Below are 24,349 nucleotides of genomic sequence, written 5' to 3' on the forward strand. Positions count from 1 at the left end.
ATGAATCGCGTTCGGCTTCTGTACAAGTGCAATTTTTTTAATCTGCTCGAATGGAGTCGCTTCAGACAAGCGGGGAACGTGCACAAAACCACTGGGGCAGCCAGTGGTTTTATGTGAGTCTCGTTCGCCTTATTCACCCGCATCCTTAATTTCCTGCCCTGCCGCCGCCCTGTTGTCCGCCGCGGTCTCGGCGCATGTTTTTGGCGGCTGAATCAACGCCCTTTCAAGTTACTTCGCCATGTCTGACATGGCACTCGTCTCCATCCAGTACGGATAACAGGCAAGCCTGTCTCACTTCACCTTTTCCACTTCAATGATGATGAAATGTCGGTCATTCTGTCGGGCGTAATCAGCGTCCGCGAAATTTGGCCAATGGTTCTTATCGAATCCTTCGGCTTTCTCGAGCGCGTCCTTCGTGATGTTGATTTCAAAATGCGGCGCCTTGGAACCTGGCTCACGTTTGACTCGCAAAGCCTTGAATGGAACAGCGAACAGTTTGTTACCAATTCCTAAGAACCCACCGAAACTGATCGCAGCGTAGCGAACCGCGCCTGTTTCCGTATCAATTACCACATCTTCAACTTTGCCCAAGTCTTTGTTGTCGGGCCCGCGGACGACCATCCCGGCAATCGAACTTGCGCGAACGATTGAACCTTCAACCGATTTGGCCTCTGCTTTTTTTTGCGGCGTGTCCTCAGCGGATGCGACCATCGAGTAACCTAGTACAGCGATACAAGCCATCATTCGAGCGTAATGCATCGTACGTATTCCTTTTCTCAAACCTTCACTCAAGCGATGAAACATTCATCGCTTGAAGGACCTGATGCAATTTATGAACCGCGGATCCAGCGAAATTGCGGCGATGACGGTCGAGCACTCGCCACCGGTCAGGCACGACGTCCAAGTTCCCTCAGCAGGTCGACGATCGCGGTCATTTCGACTGGCTTGGTGAAGTGGTGGTCGAAGCCTGACTCCTTCGCGATTCTCCTGTCGTCCTCAGTCCCCCATCCCGTCAGGGCGACGAGGAATAGCTTCCCCAGCGCAGTATTCGAGCGCAGCCGGTGAGCGACTTCGTATCCATTCATTCCTGGTAAACCGATATCCAGAAATACGACCTGAGGTCGAGAGCTTTCCGCGACCGCGAGAGCATCCGGGCCGTTGTGAGCCGTCTGAGTTGTATGTCCATTGAGCTTCAACAACATTGCAAGACTCGCTGCGGAGTCGAAATTGTCGTCGACCACGAGAATGCGAAGTGGGAGTGAACGCTCCACAGGAGGAAGTTCACTTTGATCGCCCTCCTGCGACTCAGGTACGTTCATCGCAAGCGGCAGACGGACGACAAACGTACTCCCATGCCCCAGGCCTTCGCTTGTGGCAGTGATGCTCCCTCCATGCATGTCTATCAGCCTATTCACGAGCGCGAGGCCGATTCCAAGCCCCCCTTGCGAGCGGTCGAGCGTCCTTCCTACCTGCGTGAAGATTTCAAAGACCTTCGGGAGCATTTCCCGAGGGATGCCAACTCCGTTATCACGTACGCGTATGACGGCTTCTCTTCCCTCTCGCTCGGCCGTCAATTCAATTCGGCCCCCTTCGGGGGTGTACTTGGCGGCGTTATTGAGGAGATTCGTAACAACTTGAGCGAGTCGGGTCGGGTCTGCATCGAGCAGGAGGGTCTCCTTGGCGTGAGCGACGATGATCTCATGCCTTCCTGCTTGGATCAGCGGATGGCTGACTTCTAGAGCCGAGTTGAAGATCTCGCGTAGATTGACCAGTTCTTTCTTGAGGTCGACCTTGTCGCGAGTGATGCGAGAGACGTCCAGAAGGTCGTCAATGAGGCGGACCATATGCGCGACTTGCCGCTCAATCATCTGCTTAATTGGCGCGGTCGTCGTTTCGTCATTGGAGAAGCGAAGAATTTGCAGGCCGTTTCGGACTGGCGCGAGAGGATTGCGAAGTTCATGCGCCAGTGTTGCTAAAAACTCATCTTTTCGCCGATCCTGTTCTCGAAGTTGCTCATAGAGGCGCGCATTTTCCAGCCCAACCGCGGCGATGGTCGCAAGTTGGGCGAGAACCGCCTCGTCTGCTGAAGTGAAGTCAGATTCGTACTTGCCTGCAACTTGGATAACGCCCAAATTCTTCCCTCCGTGGCCGATGAGGGGAGCAGCAAGCCGTCCCCATCTGAGGGGTTCATCGCTCCGGCGAGGAATGCGAATCGGCTGGTTTTGCTTGCAGACATTCGCTGCGAGTGCTCTGTCGATCGCAGGCTCGTCGTTGGAAACTGTGGTGCCACTTCGATCCACCGCTGCTGATTGGATGTCTTGCTGACAGCCTTCGCTGGTCGTGAACGTCGTAACCGCAAGAGTCGCCTCAAGGATATCACGTGCCTCTTCCGTCAATATTCGTGCGATGCTTTCCGCTGAAAGCACAGCGTTCACAGACCGCGAGGCAGTTGCAACTCGTTCCAGCAGTGCGGCACGCCGTTTTTCGTCAACCAAGAGTTGTTCAAGTGTCGCCTCCGCCAATTTGCGGCGGGTGACATCACTGGCCATACCAAACCACTCAGCAATTTTGCCTCCAGCATCCAGAACCGGAATTGCTCGTGAGAAGACCCAACTGATCTTTCCGTCCGATTGAATAAAACGGTGTTCTAACTGAAACACCGTTTTCGCTTGAATTGCGTCTTTGACTGTTGCCAGCACGAGGGCTTGGTCATCAGGCGGAAGGTGATCATCCAACCATGTACGGCTCGTCTGGTTGGGTTGTCCCATAAATTCGCCGCTGTTCAACTGCAGCATTTCCGTCCAATCGGGACTCATCCTGAAAACGACGTCTGATGTGGCCGTGACGAGAGCGCGAAATCGTTCTTCGCTCGTCCGGAGTGCCATCTCAGCTCGGTAGTGTTCGATGAAGTCGGCAGACTGGCGAACATAGAGGTCCAGACGGCGGAGATCCTGCTCATCTGGTTTGTGAGGGGCGCTAAAGTGGGTGGAAATGATCCCCAGGGTCTCACCGCCGCGCCCAATGATTGGTGTATTATACACAGCACGATAACCAGCCGAACGTGCCATCGGGCGAAGAGACTCGTACAGAGGGTCGGTTTCAATATCTTCGATGACTCTCGCGAGGAGAGTTTGCCCGAAGGCCGAGCCATCGATTGCCGTCATCTCTTCAAAGGGATCCAGAACGTCCGGCCGAAATCCTCGCTGGGCCACCATCCGCAGAGAGCCCCCCTCGAGCAATCGGATGTTGCCCATGTTCGCGCCCAACAGATCGATCGTCGCATCCAAGACCTGTTCCAAACCCTCTGCCAGACTCGGCCTCCGCCAAAGTTGAGAGCTTGCTTCGTTGAGTCGAGCAAGTGCTGCCGCATCTTCAGCGACACGGCGTTCGCTCGCTCGAAGCGATTCTTCAATTTCTTTCCGTTCCGTAATGTCGATGGAAAGCCCTGACAAGGCGGTCACTGTTCCAGATCTGTCGCGGATGCAAGCACCCCGAACATTTACCCAGTGGATCGAGAGGTCCGGCCAGTTAACTCGATACTCGACCTCGAAGTCACTACCGTTGGTGATTGCCTCGTTAACGATTGCCTGCCATCGAAGTAGATCGTCCTGATGAACAGATTCGGTCAGATCCGAATAGGTGAATGAATCAAGTCGTGATCTACCGTAATTGAACTTGCAGGTATCGGAGCACGTCATCACACCCGTGTTAAGATCGACATCCCACGTTCCCATCCGGCTGCCCTGGAGTGCAAGTCGGAAGCGTCGCTTGGTCTCCTCGTAGGCAAGTTCAGCCTGCTTCCGCTCTGTGACCTCTCGTGCCTGGACACAAATCCCTCCTTCGGGTGAGCGGTAGGCTTTGACATCAAACCAGCGGTTCGATTCTGCGTCGTGATTCTCAAACTCGACTGACACGCCGTCGGACATAACGCGTCGGTATTCGATTTCCGCACTCGTTCCGAGTTTCCCGGGGAAGTACTTCCAGAAGTCTTGGTCTAAGACTTCCTCGCGACCGACGCAATTCATCCGTTCGAAAGCCACATTGACATAAGTGATTCGCCAATCCGTATCGAGAACCAGAAAGGACTCATTCATGCTCTCAAGGATGGACCGAGCGCGAGCTTCGGCCTTTTGGCGCTCCGACTTCTCCTTTGCCTCGGCGAGCGCGCGCTCGATCGCCGCTGGTAGCCGTGCGAGTCGGTCCTTGAGGACGTAGTCGGTAGCACCATGCCTGAGTGCTTCGACTGCCGTCTCTTCACCCATTGCTCCGGAAACGAAAATGAATGGCACGTTGGGCAGGTGCACCTTTGCAATTTCGAGAGCGGCCAAACCGTCGAACATCGGCACCTGGTAATCTGAGAGAATCAGGTCGTAACTCTGCGATTGTAACTTGGCAAGATAAGACTTGCGGTCACTGACCTGATCGAGAACGATGACGAGGCTCGCCTGCTCGAGTCGTGCACGCACGAACTCGGCATCGATGGAGCTGTCTTCGAGATGGAGAATCTTTGCATAGTTCAAAGTCGCACTTGCTCGTCTCTCGGGGGCAGTCGTTCAGTCAAATGTCATGCGTTGCGAAGGTTTCAACGAGCCGGGTGGCGGTTCGTTGAGGACTGCCCAGAACACGCCCAATTCCTGAATCGCGTCGATGAACTCCTTGAATGCAACCGGCTTGACGACATAGGCGTTCACTCCAAGTTGATAACTCCTCAGTAAGTCTTTCTCTTCACGGGAGGTCGTCAGCATCACGACAGGTACCGCTTGCAGAGATGGCTCGGACTTCACGGCCTCAAGAACCTGGATGCCGTCGACCTTCGGTAGCTTGAGGTCCAGCAAAACGACTGCTGGATTTCCCAGGACTCGGTCGCTGTACGCACCGCGACGGAACAGGTAGTCGAGGGCTTCAGCACCATCGCGAACCGTAATGACCTCGTTGGCGAGGTTGCTTTTTTCGAGAGCGAGAAGCGCAAGTTCCAAGTCTTTGGGATTGTCTTCGACGAGTAAGATCGGCTTGAGCATCGCTAATTCCACTAGTTAGTTCGATGGTTTCGGCAGAGTGAAGTAAAAGGTCGCTCCCTTGTTTTCTTCTCCCTCCCCCCATGTGCGGCCACCGTGACGTTCGATCACCCGTCGGACATTGGCAAGGCCGATGCCAGTCCCTTCGTAGTCTTCCCATTTGTGGAGGCGCTGAAAAACGCCGAACAGCTTGTCTTTGTAAGCCATGTCGAAGCCAACTCCGTTGTCTTTGACAAAAAAGACAAACTCCCCGTGCTCCTCCGAACAGCCGACTTGAATGACCGCGTTATCGCAGTTCCGTGTATATTTTACCGCGTTCGAAAGCAGGTCCCTCACTGCCATGCGCAGCATTGGCAAATCAGCCGAGACCGCCGGCAAATCGGACAGTTTCCATTGTATGGCTCGGCTCTCGGCATCCCGCATGACGTCATTCTGAATTTCGCCCACCAGCGCGTTCATGTTGACCCATGACCGCTGTAACTCCGCACGACCGAGCCGCGAATAACCGAGTAGTTTGTCAACCAATTTTCCGGCGTACTCACTTGATTCGATGATCGTACTGATGCAGCGTTGATCTTTTTCAGAGTGTTGAGCTGACTTCGATTCACGCAGCATTTCGGCGTAGCCGACGATGTGCCGCAGGGGTGCGCGGAGATCATGGCTGACAGAGTACGAGAACGCCTCAAGCTCGCTATTAGAACGAAGTAGTTCTTCGTTTAGTTCGGCGAGTTCTTCTGCTTTGCGGAGCACTGTGCCAACGATCGCGTTTCTAAGCTCAACGGCCCCTTCAATCTCGCTCGGATGCCAGGAAATGGAGCGGTCGCGTACCGTCTCTCGCCAAGTGTCAAACGAGCGGCGGGGATGAAGTCTGATTTGCTCGCCGTTCGTCTCGGCGGGTTTTGTCGGGTCTCCGCCCCATTGGATCGTCTGGATTACTTCCGGCCGGAACCAGATGACATAGCTCGGGTGTAGTTTCGAAACAGCAATCGCGATCAGGCCGCTTGCCTTGTCCTTAAAATGGAGTGCAGGTGAATAGACGCTCGCGAGCTTATCAGTGTGAAAAACTTCCCTGCCCCCATTCTGGAAAAGCCAACTTGCGATTTCGCGAACCTGTTCTTCGCTCGGCGTCTCACCAGAAAGGAGACACTCGCCGTCGGTCAGAACTGCAGCACCACTGGCGTTCACAAACTTCAACAAGTCAGGCGAACGCTCGGCGAGTGCGCGTGCAAAATCACCGCGATCCGCCATCGCCCCCAGGAGATTCGCGAACACGTGTCGAACCTCGATTCGACGTTGAAACTCATCGGAGTGCTCCAACGCTGAGAGCCTCAGTGAGAATACCCGCGCGATGAGGTCGCAAGTACTGCGAACCGGAAAGGAAACCGACTTTGGCTCGCGATGATGACATGAAATTAGCCCCCACAGTCGACCGTCCCGGAGGATCGATACAGACATGGATGCGGCCGTTTCCATGTGTTTCATGTACTCGACATGAACTGGAGACACACTGCGCAGTGCCGAAAAACTCAGATCGAGTGTCCGGCCAGTGATAGGGTTCAATGCTGGCGTGATGGGAACAGGTCGATAGTTTGCATCCGGAATCAGGCGCAGACGATTCAATCGGTAGAGCTCTCGGGCCTGAGCGGGAATGTCAGAGGCCGGAAAACGATGATGCAAGTAGGAGGGGAGTCTCCCGCTTCCATCTTCGCCGATGACCGTACCATTCCATTCCTCGTCGAATCGATAAATGAGCGCACGATCAAAGTCGGTCAAGTGTCGCACCTCCTCGCACGTGAGCCGACTCAACTCATCGATGGAACATGCCGCTTCCGCGCGTAATGTAAACGCGTCGATGAACGAGTAATTCTGAGGGGTGTGGTGCACTTCAACATCGTCAGCGAGGGAAAGCTCCAGTTCGAGAACGATTACCCCATCTGCACGATGTGCCAGTGCGTGAAACATCCTCTCGCGACCTTCAGTCACAATGGACAACGTCCGCAAAAGTGCGGGGCGGGTTCCCGCGGGTGCAGATTCGAGTCCTGAGGAAAGCTGAGCAGCGGAGGCGTTTCCGATCGCATCACTGAGCGGCCGACGGAGTAATTCGGCAGCGGGTTTTCCCAGTAGGTGAAGAGTGCTTTCGCTCGCCTGGAGAATTCGGTGATCCGGCACGGACAAAGCCAGCAGGACGCCGTGCGGTTGAATGCTTCCAGGGACACGGATTAGTTCACGTTCACAGTCCGAGAGCTGCGGCTCTATCAGAGGTGAATTTTCTGACACTCTGATTCCTTTCATCACGCCACCCACTCCTTGATCCAAAGGAATGCGTTTACCCGAAGCAGGGGTTCCACCATCGGTGCGTCAATGTCAAATCTGGTCGAGAAGTTGATGGTCGTTCCCATTTTTTCGCAGAAACCTCTCGCCTGTTTTCGCAGCTGTGAGAGAAAATTGCTGCTCAAACCAGCTCGGTCACAGAGTCTTTTCTCCAGATTTGCGTTATCGAGTGCGAAAATCACGGAGAGCGCGGGTAACACGCGTTGCGCTAGAGGGACGATGCGGAACAAGGAGAATTGCTGCTGGCACATGGAATCAACGAGAATGCAAATGTAATTGACACAAAAGTGTATGCGATTGCTGAACGATTTCAATAAGCGTGGCCGACCGACGTTCGTTGATCTTCCAAAATGCAACTGGGTCCCGCAGTCGGGTTTAAAGTTGATCAGCTCACCGCACCAGGCAGTTAACCTTTGGGTCGACCTCTGAGCTCTCCGTTTGCACGCCCGGAATTTCTCGTTGATGTCCTTGAGCACCATCGCAAAATTCCGCATTCCACTACTGGTTAAAAGAGTCCTCTCGAAACGGCACGAATGTCACGCAAAAATCGCGCCAGATTGCTCCCTGAAGTACATTTCTCAGTCCCTTAAGGACCTGACACGTCTTAACCTCATTCGGACTTCTGTTCAGGCGGACGACCGCAGGACGACTGCTCCTTTGCAGCAGGCCACAGACTTGTTGCCCTGTCGTAATACCTTCGATCGAGATTGATGACCTGTCAGTAAGCAAGAAATTCTCGTGGCATTGGCGCCCTACCGCCTGCTGAAGACCCATCAATCCAGGATTGCTGAGTTGATTTTCGCGTTGGAGGAAGATGGCTCCGGACTGATTCGCAACGCAGGTAAAGCAGCTCTCAAAGGAAACAGCCGACTTTAATCGTTCCAGAGAGGGATTTTGCGCGAGCGATAGACTCGAATGATGCCGCCGAGGCGGACCGGGCCGTGAGCAACCTCCTCGGTTTACCCGTGCCGAACAGGTTGAGCATCAGGACTGCAGATTCCGGGTGACGGCCACCACTACATAGCACTTGTTGATATTGGTCAGGCCTCGCAGCCATCTCCTTTGAGATCCCCAGGTCCGACAGCCATGGGCGAAGCTCCGCTCCACCTTCTCGCTGCGAATACGCTACAGCCGCTTTAACTTCACTCGGTTCAGCCGACGGCGGCTGTTTGTCACCGCTCTGTGCTGCTCGACAAGTTTGTCCGCCCAGCGACGGGGATGACGGGTTCTTCAACAGGCTTTTAAGGTCGATTGATCCTCAGTAGCGAAATATGTCCGGTGCGTTCATCAATTAGGATTGTTGCTGAATTCTGCGTCGATTACTGGAAACTCGTATCGAGACGAGTTATTTATCGTCGCCTGTTTTTGGGTGGCTAACCTTCCAGACAGGAGTTTCCATGCCGTCGTTCGTTCGTTTTCTGATCTGTTGCGCCGCAGTGCTAATGGTCGTTCCGCAACAGACCGGACTTGCTGGACCAATACATACGGTTTCACTGTTCTCTGACGGTCGAGACGAGATCCACATCCGTGATGGTCAGCTGGTAGTGGAACATTTATCGTGGTCCTTTCCGACCAATCTGACGGTTGATGGCGTCGCTTACCCGCTCTCATGGAACGGAAATACGTCGCAACCGATTTCCGTCCCTATTTCAGGAGACTTCTGGATCGAGAAAACAACGGGACGTGATGGGGGCTACGCCGTACAGAATGTGAATGGATATTCGCTCGCAATTGCCGATAACCCTAACGGTGGAGACGCCTACACCTTCGCCTTTTATGACCAGCCCCAGGCCAACACCACGGATTGGATGTACGTCAAAGGGGACGCTGCAATGCCGGGGAGAATGGAGTTTGAAGGAATCCCAGGTTATGTGTTTCAGCCCGTGGGCACAGAGACGGTGGTGAATATCTTCATCGACGGATCAGATAATCTCATGTTCGTGGACGGGAATCTGATCATCGAGCATTTTAGCTGGGATCCACCATTGAGCGTGAGCATTAATGGAATTACGCACTGGCTGACGTTTAATGGCAACCTCAGCGAACCAATTCCCTTACCTCTTCCAGACAATCTCCAGTTCACGCAAAACTATGGCCGTTCGGCCCTCTATCCGATTCATACAGCAGCCGGGCTTGTCGTTGCTGCCAACGACGAGGACCTGGGTGCAGGTCTCTATTCCTTACGATCCGAGCAGTACCTGAACCATCAGGGCCAGCGCGTACTAACTCTTGATTCCCATTAGTGTTTTGAGCATCACGTTATCATCCCAGCCACATCTTCTGCGGTTCATGGCGACGCTTTTCTTGTTTTGCTGTTGCTTGAGCAGCGAAAGAGTATGTCGGTTGAGCCACGCCATGTTCTCCCGAAGTTGCTTTTCTCGGATGCGGGACTCGTCTTCTCGATACGTGACATCCAAGGTCCAGTGGCAACTGTTTTCAATCGACCAATGACTGCGAACGGCCTTGGCAAAGCACTTCACTCCCAAGGGGAGGCTACTGATAAAATACCGGATGTCGACGGTTTCCTTGCCTCCACGATCGACCATCGAGATGACCGCCCCTAACGTCTTCAGTGACGCCCAGCGATCAGCACCCGCAAGGACATCTGGAATGGGGAGTTGCACATAGGTGCGTGTCTCGGTGCGACCATGTCCGGTCTCCGTTGTTGTGTGCCGACGAGCGTCCACATCGGCGAAATCCGTTTGCATCTGTTCTTCGAGATAATCCGTCGCTGCCTGGTACAAGGATCCTTGATTCCCTTTCAGAGCGAGAACATAGTCGGCCTTCGCCTCAATGATCTGTTTGGCGATCGCTGTCTGGGTTCCCATGGCGTCGATCGTAATGATCGCGCCTCGCAGATCGACGAGTTTCAAAACCTCGGGAATCGCCGTGATTTCATTGGATTTCTCGTCAGTCGCGACTTGCCCAAGGCTCAAGCCCATTTCGCTGGCCCAGATGCTGACAGAATGCAGAGCCCCCAACCCCTTCTTCCGGTCATGGCTGCGGCGTAATGTTTTCCCGTCAATCGCCAGCAGCAATTGATCATGATCCAGAACCTCCGCCGCTGCGGCCCGTAAGGCCTCCAGCCATTGCGTGAAGCACGCCTGAAAGGCGCCGGGGTTCAACGACATCAGCACTCGACGAAAGACATCCTTGCGAGGAATTCCCTGAGGCAAGTCGAGCAACCCCAGCAGAAAGTCTTTCTTCAGTTCTGCCCATTCCGCGATTCCCGTAGGGCCACTGCAACCACCCAGCACGGCCATGATGGAGATCACAATGACACTCACGAGGGGATGCTTCTGATTGATGGAAGAACGAGGATCCTCGAGTTCCGCGAAATACGGAATGATTTCCTCCAAGCTCAGACGAACGCCACCAGAGTCTTTCTTCGCCATGATCCACCTCAATGCCACAGCTCGCTTCTTGTCGCAAACAATCGCATCAAGGTATGATGATGAAGCCCCTGGCGCAAGTTACCCCATCTTACCTATTTACCGCCGAGTGCGCGCTGGCCCTGCCTGAACCATCCACGCTGGCCATCGCGGGACTGGGCGGAACAATGCTTACTGTAGCCTCGTGGCGCAGGCGGCAATCCATTGCGTGAGCTTCAGCCAACAGTACGGTCCCGACCTGAGTCAGTCTGATTGGACGAGCTAGCGAACTGCGTCGCCCCCCACCTAAATATGACTGATCCTTGGCTCAGCTGACAGGGAGGCAGCTCACAGGAAGCCGTCACGCCAGGGTCGGGGTCGCATACGCACTCCATCTTTGGAATGAGGGGGGTTCATTTGTAAGCGGACATCTCGTGCGGCGCGCATCGGATGTCTGCTTGCGTTGCTGGTGCAGTGCGATTCCACCGAGATCGATCCGCCATGACCAGAGTCCGGTTCTAGGGGTATCGCTTCAATAGGCGGCCGCACGACCGCCCGACGCATGATCCGGATCACTTCTGAATGACGATCCTGAAAGCCTCATTCAGGCCTATTGACCGCCCGGAATCTCCGGTTCGACGAGGCAGGCGAGCTGAAGGAGGGATTCCTGCCAGCCGAGATAGCACATTTCGGCGGGGATGGCAGACGGAAGTCCGTCATGCAGGACTTCGATCTCCGTGCCGCAACTGACTTCCCGGAGCGTAATGGTTTTTGTCATCCCAGAGGCAAACCCCGGATCGTCGAATTTGTCGGCAATCCGGATTCGTTCGCTGGGAACGAGTTCCAGGAAGTTGCTCTGAAACGAATGACTGTGGCCGGTACTGAAATTAGTGAACGACATGTGGTAGCCACCTCCTACTTTAGGATCGATCCGGTCGATCTTTCCTAAATAGCCATAGGGTGGGAGCCAGCGGCACAGAGCGTCGGGATCGAGAAAAGCTTTGTAGACGCGTTCTGCCGGAGCACGCAGGACGCGATGCAGTCGCACAGAGTTTTTTGAATTCGCCATGGATATGGTTTTCCTTTTGAGAGTGGGAGGACGGCACGTCATTTTGTCGAACCTGAGAGGGGGGATTCGACATCACTCGATCACTCGCGAAGAAATTCTGAGAACGTTTTTTGGTCGAACGGAGGGGGACTGACTTTTGCCAGGAGTTTGAACGGATTGGGTGGGTCCTTCTGGGATCTTATGCTTTGGGGGATCGAGGGGAGTGGAGAGTCAGGTGGGTTTTGGTTGTTTGGGACTGCGAGCATTTGTAGTGCATTGGCGATTCGGCTTTCCTGCCGCGGAGCGTCAGGGCTACTTGGGCATGGCTACTGGTGCGTCATGACGACATTTCCCGCGGGGCTGTATTTTCGCCATCGCTCCGTTCCCGACTCCGTTGCTGCGAGGGGGTGGGTTCGGTCGCTTTTTTTCGAGGATGCAGAGACACTGACGTCAGTTGCCTGACGCCCTTGTTTCTTCAGAGTCTGTTTACGACCTATGTCTGCTTCGACGCTGCCGGATGTTCAGACCCCAACGCGCCAGATGGAACTGCGCGGTGTGCGGGTTCACAATTTGAAGAACATTGATGTCGATATTCCCCTCGGAAAACTCGTCGTTCTGTCGGGGGTCAGCGGATCGGGGAAAAGCAGCCTGGCGTTCGACACTCTCTTCGCCGAAGGACAGCGGCGGTATATCGAGAGCTTCTCGGTCTCGGCACGGCAGCATCTGGAACGGATCGATCGGCCTGACGCAGACCGGATCGCTCATGTTCCTCTGGCGATCGCGATTCGCAGTGATTCCGCGCGGGGTCAGCGTGCTGACAGCCGGACGACGGTAGCCGTTATTGCCGATCTGCTCGACGGACTGCGAATGCTCTTTTCCCGAGCGGGTCACACCCTCTGTCCGCAGTGCCAGATCGAAGTCAAATCCCATTCCACGCTCGACGTCGTCCGGACGATCCTCGGACTTCCTGTCGGAACGCGCTGCCAACTGGGGTTTGCTCTTCCCGAGATCCAAGGTCGACCGGCACCAGCCGCCTGGCTGGCTCGCGGATTCGCTCGCGGTATCTGGGGTGGCGCCACGCAGGACCTGGGAGCAAACTCAACCTGGCCCGCCTCGGAGACTCCCTGGATCATCAGCGATCGCCTCGTCGTGGGAAAGGTTTCCGAAGAGCGGCTACTGGAAAGCGTGGAAGTTGCTTATCGGGAAGGGAATGGACAATGCGTGTTGCTGACCGAAGTATCCCGTCCGGAAAAGAATTCCCCTGATCCATCTGCACTTGATCCATCTTCGTCTGAGACGTCTCTCCCGGAAAGCGACGCGCAATCCAGAGTCGGCGAAGTCCAGATCGTCGATGGCCGGAACTGGACCGTGCGGCACTTTCATCGCAGTCTGACGTGTACCTCCTGCGGGAAACTTTATCTACCGACCGAGCCTCGTTTATTCAGCCATCTTTCTGCCGGGTCCTGCACCATCTGCCGAGGTACAGGACGAACGGCAGGGGACGGTCCGACGCCGGCCCCCTGTCCGGCGTGCCTGGGGACGCGGTATCGAGAAGAAGCGCGTGCAGTGCAGGTCGCCGGGCGATCGATTGCCGACATGTGTCAGCTCTCTTCGTCGGAACTCATCAATGTCATCGAAGGACTGGGAGAGACTCTCAGTCCCGTCGAGGCTCAAGCGACGCTGCTGGTCCGGCGAGAAATCACTCGTCGCCTGGGGGATGTCATTCAGTTGGGCATGGGATATGTCACGCTCAACCGGGACGCGAGCACTTTGTCGGGTGGCGAGACGCGGCGCTTGATGCTGGCGGCGACAATCGGATCCGGTGTGACCGGAACGCTGATGGTGATTGATGAACTCTCCGCAGGACTGGCCGAAGAAGAAATCCCGCGGATGATTGCCGCACTTCGTCGGCTGCAGGAGCTGCGGAACAGCGTCGTCGTTGTCGAGCATTCTCCCTTGATCGTGCAGGCGGCAGACCATGTCATCGAGCTGGGCCCGGCAGCCGGGCCGGGTGGGGGAACGATCGTCTATCAGGGTTCTCCCCAGGAACGCCCCGCAACCGCCGGCACAACGGAGCCGAACTCCACGGGTCACCAGCCAACCTCCGCAAAGTCAGGATCGCTACGGCTCTCCCGAATCCAGCATCCCTATCTGAGACTGAAGGAAGCCAAATTTCCGCTGCGGCGGCTCACGGTCGTATCCGGACCGGGTGGAAGTGGCAAGACCTCACTGACCACGCAGCTCTTGTTTCCAGCCGTCGGTCGTCGACTGGGGCTTGCCGGGGCGGGAGCTCTCGATCACTCGTACGAGCTGAAGGGGGGGGACGAGCTGGTCGATGCCGTCTTGATCGACCAATCTCCTTTAACCAAATCATCGCGCAGCAACCCGGCGACCTGGCTGGAGGTTTTTGATGAAATTCGTCAGACGTTTGCCATGACCGCGGACGCCAAACAGAAAGGCTTTACCGCGCAGAGCTTCAGCTTCAATTCGGCTCAGGGAGGACGTTGCCGCAGTTGCCTGGGGAGCGGCCTGCTGAAACAGGACATGAACTTTCTGCCCGATGTGACATTGCCCTGCCCGGAATGTCAGGGAACGAGGTACCGGCGGGAGATCCGGGAGGTCAAGTATCGCGGACGTTCGATTGCAGACGTACTGGCGATGAGTGTCTCGGATGCCGCGGCGTTCTTCCGCAGTCAACCACGGGTCCAGTATCGGTTTCAGTTGCTGAAACAGATTGGCCTGGACTACCTCGTCCTGGGACAGCCCTCGGAAACATTATCGGGGGGTGAAGCACAACGGCTCAAGCTTGCGGCGCGACTGGCGATGCCCAACAAGGGACCGTCGCTGATCGTCTGTGACGAACCGACGACGGGATTGCACCCCAGAGATGTGGTCCGGTTAATCGCCTGCTTCCGCGAACTGATCGCCAACGGACACACCGTGGTGCTGGCGGACAACAGCCCTGAACTGATCGCCGCAGCCGATCATTCGATTCGTCTGGAACCGGCCACAAGCATTTGATCGCAAGAGTCGGAGTGACTTCCGACGCGCGGCTTCGGTCATTGACGCCAACCTTGTAAGCCAGCGTGCCTCATCAAGTGAAAATGGAAGGGAACGAGCGACCGCTGCGGGTCAGCCACGATGAGACCGGCTCGACGGTTCGGCAGCGGGATTTCTCGACGCGGATGACTGAACTTCGCTCATCCGAAAGCGGGACTCTCTACTCGTCGCCTTCCCCCGAGGGGGGAAGAGAGAAACCCCCGGGCATCGGGGCCTGCATTCGAGCAGAAATTCCCGGAATTTCCCAAAAACGAACCAGCTCCTACAAACGTCAGAAACGTCCCGGTTTGCGGCGGATCTGGTGGGCTGAAAGTGGCTGAAGCGGAAACGTTTCTGATTGCGACAGACTGATTAATCCGATATGACAATTCAATCGATGTTGATCGGTGAGTCACCGCGTGGAGAGAAGTACATGCCTGCACAGAACCCCTCATTCTCTCATCCCTCGATCAGTCGCCGTGCCGCTCTGCAAGCCGGGGGAATTGGTTTACTCGGACTGGGGATGAACCACGTTGAGGCGCTGAAGGCTGCGGACATCACGACTTACCGCGCGCCAAAGACGGCCAAGTCGGTGATTTACATCTTTCTGTCCGGTGGACTGGGACAGCACGACAGCTTCGATATGAAGCCAGAGGCACCTGATAACATCCGGGGCGACTTCCGACCCATTGCCACACAGACGCCGGGCCTGGAGATCTGCGAGCACTTGCCGCTGCTGGCGCAACGGAGCCACCTGTGGTCGGTCTGTCGTTCGCTCACCCACTCTACGAACGATCATACCGCCGGGCATCTGATGATGCTGACGGGCAAATCGATTCTGCCACCCGGGTTCGATCCGAACGGCCCCAAACGCACAGACTGGCCTTCGATTGCCGCAGTCGCTCGTTCGGTCACACGTCCCCGCAACAATCTTCCTCCCGCAGCGGTGCTTCCTGAACGGCTGGTACATTATTCCCGCCGCGTCCTTCCGGGTCAGTTCGGGGGCCTGATGGGAAGTCATCGCGACCCCTGGTTCATCGAAGCAGCGCCGTTCGACCCGTACTGCTACGGGGCCTATCCTGATCTGGCGTTTGACCATCAGAATCGACCGGGAGTCTTCTCGAAGGATCGCAAATTCCAGATTCCGGATCTGATCCTTCCTGCCGAGCTATCGTTTGATCGCTTCGGCCGGCGAATGAGCCTGCTGGAGTCGATCGAGAATCAGCGAAAGGAACTTGACCGCATCGCTGGTTCGGAATCCTTCGACCGTTCGCGGCAAGGAGCCATTTCGCTGCTGACCGACCCCAAGGTCAAAAAGATTCTGGACGTCACCCAAGAGAGCCCCGAAACGCTCGACCGCTACGGCCGGAACTCATTCGGCTGGTCTCTGATCATGGCCCGCAATCTGGTCGAAGCGGGGGTGAATCTCGTTCAGGTCAACCTGGGGAACAACGAGACTTGGGACACGCACGGCGAGGCCTTCCCCCATCTGAAAGACAATCTGTTCCCGCCGACGGACAAATCACTGTCGGCCCTGCTGGATGATCTGCAGGATCGTGGTCTGCTGGACGAGACTTTGATCGTGATGGCGGGAGAGTTCGGTCGAACTCCGAAAGTGACGCACCTGCCGGCGCACTACAAGCTGCCGGGGCGTGACCACTGGGGCCCGGTTCAGTCGGTCTTCTTTGCGGGAGGTGGAACGCAGGGGGGGCGCGTCGTCGGTGCATCGGACAAGATCGGGGCCTATCCGGTCAACGATGCGCAGAAGCCGGAAAACCTGGCGGCCACGATCTATTCTGCCTTGGGACTTCCCGATACGGCGGCCTGGTATGACGATCAGGAACGGCCGACGCATATCTTCGAGGGTGCCCCGATCGCCGGATTGTTCTGACAGACCCCACCGCCACGCGAGAAGGCTTGCGACCGACGCCGGGACACCTTCGACGTGAGATCTCGACACAGAGAAGCTTTTCGGCCTACTTACGCTGATCCCCGGTACTTCATCGATGCCGTCTGGTCTGCTTGAACGTTTCCACTTCCAGCTCTCCTTCGGGAGTGATGCGGAAGCGGATGGAACCGTGACGGGCTGTCGTCAGGATCTGGGTTTCTGGACCATAGCGCTGTGTCAGTCGGTCAGCCGCGCCGCTCTCAGGGGTACTGATCACCAGATAGTCGGGTGTGGCCCAGCGCGCCAGGTCCGTCGGATTTGCTTTCAAGCTGCCATGATGGGGCGACAGCATGACGTCCGCATGAAGCGGTGGTGACCTCAACAGCCGTTCCAGCCCGTCCAGTTCGAGGTCGCCCGTTAACAGAATTCGCCGCCCCGCGTATTCGACGCTCAGGATGATGCTATTGGGATTGTCCTGCGATGAACGAAAGTCGCGGGGCGGGTGGATGACGTTCAGGCTGACCGTGGGGTCCAGAACGAGAGACTGTCCTTCTGACAGCAGTCGTACGGATGCACCGGAACGAGAAGTCTGTTCGATCGCATCGGCGACCGGTGGCTGACTCCAGTCGAGAAAACTACGATGGACGAAGAGTCCTCCGGGTGACACGATGCGACTCAGTTCCGGCAGCGCGTTGCAGTGATCTCCATCGGCGTGTGAGACGATAATGGCGTCCAGCCGCGAGCGTCCGGTGGTCCAGAGTGCCTGTGAGATGGTCCGCGCGACGGACGCTCCACCGACCATGCTTCCCGCGTCGTAGAGTGCCGTTCGTCCATTCGGACATTCGATCAGGACGCTCAATCCATGTCCCACGGAAATAAAGGTGCAGGTGACACCCCGTTCGGGAGGGCGGACGAGTTCCCACGTCAGGCCGATCACAATCCAGCTCAAGCCGGCTCGCACGGAGAGTGCCGGCCCCCAGCGTGATCGTTTCATGACGACCAGCGGGAGCAGTGTCAGTGCATAAAATCCGGTCAGCCACCAGAGCGGCGGGGAAGGGACGTAGACGTGTCCGGCATCAATCCGAGCCCCCGTGTGAACGGACCAGAGGAAACCACGCAGGAACTGATCAAAGATCACCCCCAGCCAACCGAAGAGACTCGACCAGACGACTCCTAACAACAGGAACGAGTAGCCGACCCAGAACATGATCGTCATGGGCAAGACCAGGAGCACCGTCAACAGGGAACCGACGGGCGAGACCAGATGGAATTCTCGCGCGATCAGGGGTGATGTCAGCCCCCAGACAGCGAATCCCACAACCGTCGCGTCGATCGCCGCTCGCAGGAACTTGCCTCCGAGCGCCGTGAGGTACGACTCTGGAAGCGGAGCCTCTTCACTGAGGACTTCGGTCTGCTGCCGAACCAGCGAGAGCCACTGCATGGCGTGCAGAATGGCAAACACCGCCAGGAAGGAAAGCTGGGCGCCGGTATTGAAAAGATCGGTCGGATTCCAGGCGAGTACCGAAAGCCCGGCCAGCGCCAGGGAATTGCCCACGGAACCGCTTCGCCCCAACAGCTTGCCGAACGCAACGATCACCGCGACCACGGTGGCTCGAACGATCGGCGGGTTGGCATCGGTCACCATCGCGTAGACCGGAAGCGCGATGAGCACAATCCATGTGGAGGTTGCTGCCGATCGTCCCAGCCAGCGACTGAGGGACCAGAGCCAGCTCCAGAGCAGCCCGACATTCATCCCCGAGATTGCCAGCACGTGCAGCATCCCGCTTTCCCGGAAGGCACGACGAGTCTCTTCATCAATCTGAACTCGACTGCCTAGCAGCATTGCCTGGGCGACGGGGGCCGTTTCGGGTGTCAGCCATGTGGCAATGAGTGTCTCGGCACGCGTTCGCAGGCCACCTCGAAAAACCAGCAGCCAGTCCCACACGGTGCGTTCACGACCAACGACTTCGACTCCATCCGCATGATCGGTCCGGAAGACGCTGAACACCCCCTGGGACTGCAGAAATTTTCGCTGGTCAAAGTCACCGGGATTGGACGGTTCGAGGGGCAGTGCGAGCTTGCCCGTCATTCTGAGGAGATCTCCCAGTTCCAGTGTCGTGATGGCTCCCTGCACGGAGACGCGCAGGGTCCCCGATACCGTCAGTGAATCGGTGACGTTAAGGGCCAGCGAACGACACTCCAGCAGAAAGCACGTCTGGTCCGGGTTCTGCCAACTCGTCAGATTGGAGGCGGGTTGATGCACAATCCACGGGGCCTGAATGATCTTTCCCACGACACACGCCACGGCCGGTTCGTTCGTGGCGGAATTGGCAATGTCATTCTCGGCCCGGCAGTTCCATCGGTAGTGATGCCAGGCAGCGGCCAGACAGAACCAGCTCAGCACGAGCATCAGCACGGCAGGCCATCGACACCTCCCCCGATACAGACCGAGCCAGCAGAGTGCACACGCGGACGTCAGCCCCAGCCAGAGGTCGAGCGGCAAAGGAAAAGCACGGTCGGCCAGAATGCCGAGCGAGGCGGTGACAGCAATCACGATCGCCGGACCACGCGGGCGTTCCAGAGACTCGGCCGGTTTGTCAGGCAGTTCAAAGATTTGCGACATCAGAATGCCTCTTGTCGGCTCACCGAACGGACGCGGGTCAACTCCTGAAGAAAGACCTGATCGAGCACCTCGACACCCCTGCAGGCGATCCAGATACTGCCGACTTTTTGTCTCACAGGGAAGAGCAGAGCGAGGATGCTCGCGTCGCATGCCAAAGGGCAACCGCGCTGGGGAGAGGGAGGAGATCGTCGCTTGTGACAAGTTGAAATTGAGATTCCAGTGGTCGATCGCATACATTGGGGCAGACATCGACAATCAAGCGGAGCAAAGTGCGTGCGAGTCTTGAGCTATAACATTCACAAAGGGATCGGCGGACGCGATCGCCGCTATCGGATTCAGCGGATTATGGATGTTGTCGCGGCAGAAGCCCCCGACATTGTCTGTCTGCAGGAAGTGGATCGGAACGTCGGCCGAAGCCGGTTTGACAACCAGCCCGCCCTGTTCGCCGAGAAACTGGAACTTCCGCATTCACTGTACCAGTTGAATGTGCATACGAAGACGGGTGGGTACGGTAATCTGCTGCTGTCCCGCTGGCCCTTTCAGAGCCATCATCAAGTTCAACTGACGCTGCAGACGAAGAAGCCGCGCGGCGCGCAGATGGCCCTGATCGAGACGCCTCAAGGGTTACTGCATCTGGTGAACTGGCATCTGGGACTGGCCGAGCGTGAACGGCACTGGCAGAGTCGCCGTCTGCTGGAACATCACCTGTTCCGCGAGGGGGGAAACCTGCCGCAACTGATCATCGGGGATACCAATGACTGGCGGAATACCCTGGCAAAAGGCCCCTTCCAGATTCACCGATTTGAACAGCTCACGTCGCCCCCGTCTCGCTTCCGTTCGTTTCCGGCTTACCTGCCGATGGGGGCCCTGGACAAGGTATTCTGGCGCGGGACGTTTGCGCGGTTGTCGGCCCATATTGCCCATCGGAAACTCGCCCGGGACGCGTCCGACCACTTGCCGCTGATCGTCGATTTTGAACTTCGCTGACGGCGCGGGGGGACCGATACCTCGCCCTGGGGATGACGCGTTTCCTTAACTGAACCCAGTCACATCACTGAACCCAGTCACATCGGCTCAGGGCAGGGGAGGCAGCCACGAGCAATAATACATCGCACGAGGGACCGTCGATTCGACGAAGGACTTCCACGGGTCGGACGACTGCTGAGCTTTCCCCCCCAGCAACAGATCGACCACGGACGAAGGAGTTTCGTAGCTGACGATGCGCGGGTTCTTTAGATTAATCCTGGCCCGCAGCGCTTCCAGTGCATCTTCCTCGTACCCGATCTCGTCGATCATCCTGTTCTTCAGAGCGTCATCGGCGGTGAAGATCTGCCCCGTGGCAATGGTTTCGACCGCCTGCCGGTCCAGCGGTTCGCGGTTCTCATCAATGACCGAGATGAACTTCTGGTAGGACTGATCAATGATATCCGCCCAGAGCTTTCGTTCCGGTTCCTCCAGCGGCTTGAAAGGGTTCAAAGCATCCTTGAAGGGACCCGTCTTCAGGGAATCAGACGTGACACCGAACTTGTCCGCCAGCTTACTGAAGTCATAACGGGGAAGGATGACGCCGATCGAGCCGGTCCAGGTTGTCGGCTCTGCAAAGATTTTCGCTTCAGGGCCGGCCCCCATCGCGATGTAATAACCGCCCGAAGCCGCCATCCGCTTCATTTGAACATAAACGGGCTTCACTTCCCGCAGTTTTTGCAGGCGATGGTAAATTTGATGACTGTCAGCCACCAACCCCCCCGGGCTATCAATGACCAGCAGGACGGCCTTGACGTTGTCATCTTTCGTGACATGTTCGATCTGCTGGATCAGGCGTTCGGTGAAGGGAGGCATGATCGTCCCTTCCGCCTTGAGGACAGCCACTTTCTCTCTGGCAGTCTCGCTTCCCGAATGGAACCGTTCGCGGGGAGGATCGACTTGAGAGAAGTATTGGCGGTAGGCCGAGTACAGGCCGAAATTGAACAGCAGCGACATCACCAGAGCCGCCAGCAGAAACTTGATCAGCCAGCCCCTCCAGATGCTCGGTGCCTGGGTCTGCACGAGAATGGTCTGCGGCTGTCCCGCTTTGCCGGGGGGAGTCACGATCGTGGTGTCGTTCATGTTTCAGAAATTCTCCGATGTCCAATTGGCCGCTGCAAAGCGGTTCCTGCAGCGTAGTCTCGGCATGGCAGCCAGTCCAGAGTGCGGACGGGAAAGGAATACGCTGCGCAAGACCGTCCGGTTGGGGAATTCCCTTCCCGCTTGAGAATAAGAGAGGAATCAGGCCACAGCGCTGATTCAATTCCCGCTTTCGGCCGGCCCGAGCGAATCGATGTCCCACGCGGTGTGCACGTGAGAACCAATTCACAATAGGCAAAACAGAGAAACATTCGCGTTCGTGACGAAACTACCGCCTCAAACCCGCCGGTTTGAATCGATTTTACGCCCTCTTTGTCGAGACGGGTGCCGATGAGATGATGCGGAACAGCAGCAGGAAGTGTTTGACCGGGTCTGAAATCAGACTCGCTCGTCAAGGAGGACGAGAATGCGGCCGGGCTTGACGTGGAGAGCGTGCTTAGGGTTGACCTGTGTCAGCCTGATCGTCGGCGGCTGCATGCGCCACGCCAAAACACCAGCGGCATCGTCCGGTGTCGACACTGTCCACTACGCTCATCTTGCACATCACATTGAAGTCCCAGAGGGGACGGACACGAATGATCCGCTCTACTCCACTCCTCAGCCGATTTCGCTGACCAGCCTGGAGACACAGAGTTATGTGGAAATGTCGCTCGAAGAGGCAATGCAGCATGCACTCGCCAACTCCAAGGTAATGAAAGACCTGGGGGCCACTGTTCTGCGAGCCCCGGACACGGCCCGATCTGTGAACGACCCCTCGCTGGTCGAAACCGATGGACGTTATGGTATCGAAGCGGCCCTCAGTGCGTTCGATGCTCAGTTCACCACCAACGCCTCGGTCGAACACAACAACCGGGCACTGAATAACGTCTTCTTCGGCGGGGGAACGCGCCTGCTGCGGCAGGATTTTTCCGTCTGGCAGACTCAACTGTCAAAGACTTCAGCGACGGGTACTCAGTTCGCCGTCAAGAACTACACTCAGTACGACGCCAACAACGCCCCCGGTAACGCATTCCCCAGTGCATTCACAACCTGGATGGACATGGAAGTCAAACACCCGCTGCTGCAGGGTGCGGGAACCCGCTTTAACCGAATTGCAGGTCCCAACGCCGTGCCCGGCTTCGTCTACGGGGTCGTGATTGCCCGTATCAATACCGACGTTGCATTGGCAGATTTCGAAATTGGTGTTCGTAACTTCATCAGCGATGTCGAGAACGCCTATTGGGACTTGTACTTCGCCTATCGTGATCTCGATGCCAAGGTGGCCGCTCGAAATGCCGCCCTGGAGACGTGGCGAACCATCGAGGCACTCGGTCCGCGTAAAGGGGGCGAGGCACAGAAAGAGGCGCAGGCACGCGAACAATACTACCGCTTCCAGGAAGATGCCCAGAACGCCCTCAGTGGAAAACTGATGGACGGAACTCGAAACGTGAACGGAAGTTCCGGGGGAACTTTCCGCGGAACGGGTGGTGTCTTTGTCGCCGAACGCCGCTTGCGTCTGCTGATCGGTCTGCCCATCAGCGACGGAAGTCTGATCCGTCCCTGCGATGAACCGCTGCGGGCCCGGATCGAATACAACTGGGATTGCAGCCTGATGGAGGCGCTGACGCGACGTGCAGAACTCCGCCGTCAGAAGTGGCAGATCAAAAAGCGAGAAGCGGAACTGGAAGCCAACAAGAATTTCCTGCTGCCGCAACTGAATTTGTCCGGTCGCTATCGCTGGCGGGGTTTTGGTAACGATCTGTTCCCCAACGGCGGATCAGGCCAGTTCAACAACGCCGTCGGCGACCTCGTGACGGGCGATTTCCAGGAATGGCAGACCGGGGTCGAGTTGACCTTTCCGATCGGCTTCCGCCGTGCGTATGCCGCAGTACGGCATGCCGAACTGCAACTCGCACGAGAACGACAACTGCTGTTCGAGCAGGAGCGATATATCGTCTACGACCTCAGCAACTCGATCTCCGAGGTTGAACGGGCCTATACCGTCGTCGAAACGAACTTCAATCGCCGGAATGCGGCAGCAGAACAGCTCGCCGCCGTCAAAGCGGCGTTCGAGGCAGAAAATGCGACCCTGGATACGCTCCTGGATGCTCAGCGTCGCCAGTCAGATGCCGACACGGCGTTCTACCGGTCGCTGGTCGAGTACCAGTTGGCGATCAAGAACGTGCAACTGGAAAAAGGGACGTTGCTGGATTACAATGCCATCTCGCTGAATGAAGGGCCTTGGCCTGACAAGGCTTACGAAGATGCGGCAGATCGGGAAGCTCATCGCGGGCTACCTGAAGCACACCCTCTTCCCTGGACGCATGGTCCCATCGTCAGCGAAGGGAACATGATTCCCTCGACATCTCATTACCAGGTTTCGGTCCCCGCGGAAGCGGAAGAATCTCCCTCATCAGAGGAGTCTTCCCCCTCGCCAGAGTGAATTTGCGGGATAACCTTGCGAATTCAACCTGTTTCGACCACAATTCGGGTCCGCGCCGAGAAAGCGCGAAATATCAAGACAATCTGCGACGGCCTCTTTCGGCATGACTCGTAGACTATGGCGGAATAAACAGGCTCGTCGAATCGGAGGATATTCAGCATGGCACATAAGAAGGGACAAGGGTCCAGCCGTAACGGTCGTGATTCCAAGGCAAAACGACTTGGTGTTAAGAAGTTCGGTGGTCAGGTCGTGATTCCCGGCAACATTCTGATCCGTCAGAACGGCACCAAATGGCACCCCGGCAAGGGTGTCGGCATGGGCCGCGACTACACTCTGTTCGCCCTCGTCAGCGGACGAATCTTCTTCGATCAGGAAGGTCGCCGAATCAACATCAGCCCAGAAGAAGTTGCTGCTGCTGAAAACAACTGATGAAATGGGATGGACAACATCCATCCACCCAATCAAAAATAAGCCCTCACGGTCACCCG

At 56.7% G+C, this 24,349-nt stretch carries 15 protein-coding genes; 7 read left to right on the forward strand and 8 right to left on the reverse strand.

The window, feature by feature from the left end:
* Positions 1–291: 291 nt before the first annotated feature.
* The 4 genes from ACGY09_RS13350 to ACGY09_RS13365 form a co-directional block, all read right to left on the reverse strand.
* On the reverse strand, positions 292–804 hold the full coding sequence (locus ACGY09_RS13350; protein ID WP_397568109.1) for a PRC-barrel domain-containing protein: 513 nt from the start codon (positions 802–804) through the stop codon (positions 292–294).
* Between the two features lie 83 nt (positions 805–887).
* Positions 888–4,520 carry a response regulator gene (locus tag ACGY09_RS13355; RefSeq protein ID WP_397568110.1) on the reverse strand — a complete coding sequence of 1,211 codons (3,633 nt, stop codon included), beginning with the start codon at positions 4,518–4,520 and terminating at the stop codon, positions 888–890.
* A 33-nt stretch (positions 4,521–4,553) separates the two neighbouring features.
* Entirely contained in the window at positions 4,554–5,018 is a 465-nt protein-coding gene (locus tag ACGY09_RS13360; protein WP_397568111.1) for a response regulator, read from the reverse strand.
* A 15-nt stretch (positions 5,019–5,033) separates the two neighbouring features.
* Positions 5,034–7,292 (reverse strand): ATP-binding protein, encoded by a 2,259-nt coding sequence (locus ACGY09_RS13365; RefSeq protein WP_397568112.1) that lies wholly within the window; start codon positions 7,290–7,292, stop codon positions 5,034–5,036.
* A gap of 1,451 nt (positions 7,293–8,743) precedes the next feature.
* On the opposite strand from ACGY09_RS13365, the gene ACGY09_RS13370 reads away from it, so the two are divergent.
* Positions 8,744–9,589: a hypothetical protein gene (locus ACGY09_RS13370; protein WP_397568113.1), complete on the forward strand. Its 846-nt coding sequence runs from the start codon at positions 8,744–8,746 to the stop codon at positions 9,587–9,589.
* Here ACGY09_RS13370 and ACGY09_RS13375 read toward each other — a convergent pair.
* Positions 9,569–10,741, reverse strand: coding sequence for an ISAs1 family transposase (locus ACGY09_RS13375; RefSeq protein WP_397568114.1), 1,173 nt, complete (start codon positions 10,739–10,741; stop codon positions 9,569–9,571). The two genes, ACGY09_RS13370 and ACGY09_RS13375, sit on opposite strands and share 21 nt — an antisense overlap.
* Positions 10,742–10,800: 59 nt before the next feature.
* Between ACGY09_RS13375 and ACGY09_RS13380 the strand changes: the two genes are divergently transcribed.
* A complete protein-coding gene (locus ACGY09_RS13380; RefSeq protein ID WP_397571877.1) occupies positions 10,801–10,950 on the forward strand; it encodes a PEP-CTERM sorting domain-containing protein in 150 nt (49 codons plus the stop codon).
* 377 nt (positions 10,951–11,327) lie between these two features.
* Here ACGY09_RS13380 and ACGY09_RS13385 read toward each other — a convergent pair whose 3' ends face one another.
* Positions 11,328–11,786: an SRPBCC family protein gene (locus ACGY09_RS13385; RefSeq protein WP_397568115.1), complete on the reverse strand. Its 459-nt coding sequence runs from the start codon at positions 11,784–11,786 to the stop codon at positions 11,328–11,330.
* 474 nt (positions 11,787–12,260) lie between these two features.
* On the opposite strand from ACGY09_RS13385, the gene ACGY09_RS13390 reads away from it, so the two are divergent.
* On the forward strand, positions 12,261–14,786 hold the full coding sequence (locus ACGY09_RS13390) for a hypothetical protein (protein WP_397568116.1): 2,526 nt from the start codon (positions 12,261–12,263) through the stop codon (positions 14,784–14,786).
* Between the two features lie 400 nt (positions 14,787–15,186).
* On the forward strand, positions 15,187–16,695 hold the full coding sequence (locus tag ACGY09_RS13395) for a DUF1501 domain-containing protein (protein WP_397568117.1): 1,509 nt from the start codon (positions 15,187–15,189) through the stop codon (positions 16,693–16,695).
* A 109-nt stretch (positions 16,696–16,804) separates the two neighbouring features.
* Here the strand turns inward: ACGY09_RS13395 and ACGY09_RS13400 are convergent, their stop codons facing one another.
* The gene (locus tag ACGY09_RS13400) at positions 16,805–19,315 is read right to left on the reverse strand and encodes a ComEC/Rec2 family competence protein (protein ID WP_397568118.1); all 2,511 of its coding nucleotides are present in this window, start codon (positions 19,313–19,315) and stop codon (positions 16,805–16,807) included.
* Between the two features lie 273 nt (positions 19,316–19,588).
* Between ACGY09_RS13400 and ACGY09_RS13405 the strand changes: the two genes are divergently transcribed.
* Positions 19,589–20,302, forward strand: a complete 714-nt coding sequence (locus ACGY09_RS13405; protein ID WP_373649746.1) for an endonuclease/exonuclease/phosphatase family protein — start codon at positions 19,589–19,591, stop codon at positions 20,300–20,302.
* 87 nt (positions 20,303–20,389) lie between these two features.
* Here the strand turns inward: ACGY09_RS13405 and sppA are convergent, their stop codons facing one another.
* On the reverse strand, positions 20,390–21,421 hold the full coding sequence (gene sppA, locus ACGY09_RS13410; RefSeq protein WP_373649745.1) for a signal peptide peptidase SppA: 1,032 nt from the start codon (positions 21,419–21,421) through the stop codon (positions 20,390–20,392).
* A 424-nt stretch (positions 21,422–21,845) separates the two neighbouring features.
* On the opposite strand from sppA, the gene ACGY09_RS13415 reads away from it, so the two are divergent.
* Together ACGY09_RS13415 and rpmA are read left to right on the forward strand one after the other, a co-directional pair.
* Positions 21,846–23,861 (forward strand): TolC family protein, encoded by a 2,016-nt coding sequence (locus ACGY09_RS13415; protein ID WP_397568119.1) that lies wholly within the window; start codon positions 21,846–21,848, stop codon positions 23,859–23,861.
* A 159-nt stretch (positions 23,862–24,020) separates the two neighbouring features.
* Positions 24,021–24,290 carry a 50S ribosomal protein L27 gene (gene rpmA / locus ACGY09_RS13420; RefSeq protein WP_373649743.1) on the forward strand — a complete coding sequence of 90 codons (270 nt, stop codon included), beginning with the start codon at positions 24,021–24,023 and terminating at the stop codon, positions 24,288–24,290.
* Positions 24,291–24,349 lie beyond the last annotated feature (59 nt).

Origin of the sequence: Schlesneria sphaerica, assembly GCF_044336245.1 — a bacterium.
Lineage (GTDB): Bacteria > Planctomycetota > Planctomycetia > Planctomycetales > Planctomycetaceae > Schlesneria > Schlesneria sphaerica.

What these genes read in the sequence shown, in the direction of transcription:
- ACGY09_RS13350 (WP_397568109.1), bottom strand. Translation starts at nt 804, where the DNA reads ATGTTTCATCGCTTGAGTGAAGGTTTGAGAAAAGGAATACGTACGATG.
- ACGY09_RS13360 (WP_397568111.1), bottom strand. Translation starts at nt 5,018, where the DNA reads ATGCTCAAGCCGATCTTACTCGTCGAAGACAATCCCAAAGACTTGGAA.
- ACGY09_RS13370 (WP_397568113.1), top strand. Translation starts at nt 8,744, where the DNA reads ATGCCGTCGTTCGTTCGTTTTCTGATCTGTTGCGCCGCAGTGCTAATG.
- ACGY09_RS13375 (WP_397568114.1), bottom strand. Translation starts at nt 10,741, where the DNA reads ATGGCGAAGAAAGACTCTGGTGGCGTTCGTCTGAGCTTGGAGGAAATC.
- ACGY09_RS13380 (WP_397571877.1), top strand. Translation starts at nt 10,801, where the DNA reads ATGAAGCCCCTGGCGCAAGTTACCCCATCTTACCTATTTACCGCCGAG.
- ACGY09_RS13385 (WP_397568115.1), bottom strand. Translation starts at nt 11,786, where the DNA reads ATGGCGAATTCAAAAAACTCTGTGCGACTGCATCGCGTCCTGCGTGCT.
- ACGY09_RS13390 (WP_397568116.1), top strand. Translation starts at nt 12,261, where the DNA reads ATGTCTGCTTCGACGCTGCCGGATGTTCAGACCCCAACGCGCCAGATG.
- ACGY09_RS13395 (WP_397568117.1), top strand. Translation starts at nt 15,187, where the DNA reads ATGACAATTCAATCGATGTTGATCGGTGAGTCACCGCGTGGAGAGAAG.
- ACGY09_RS13400 (WP_397568118.1), bottom strand. Translation starts at nt 19,315, where the DNA reads ATGTCGCAAATCTTTGAACTGCCTGACAAACCGGCCGAGTCTCTGGAA.
- sppA (WP_373649745.1), bottom strand. Translation starts at nt 21,421, where the DNA reads ATGAACGACACCACGATCGTGACTCCCCCCGGCAAAGCGGGACAGCCG.
- ACGY09_RS13415 (WP_397568119.1), top strand. Translation starts at nt 21,846, where the DNA reads ATGCGGCCGGGCTTGACGTGGAGAGCGTGCTTAGGGTTGACCTGTGTC.
- rpmA (WP_373649743.1), top strand. Translation starts at nt 24,021, where the DNA reads ATGGCACATAAGAAGGGACAAGGGTCCAGCCGTAACGGTCGTGATTCC.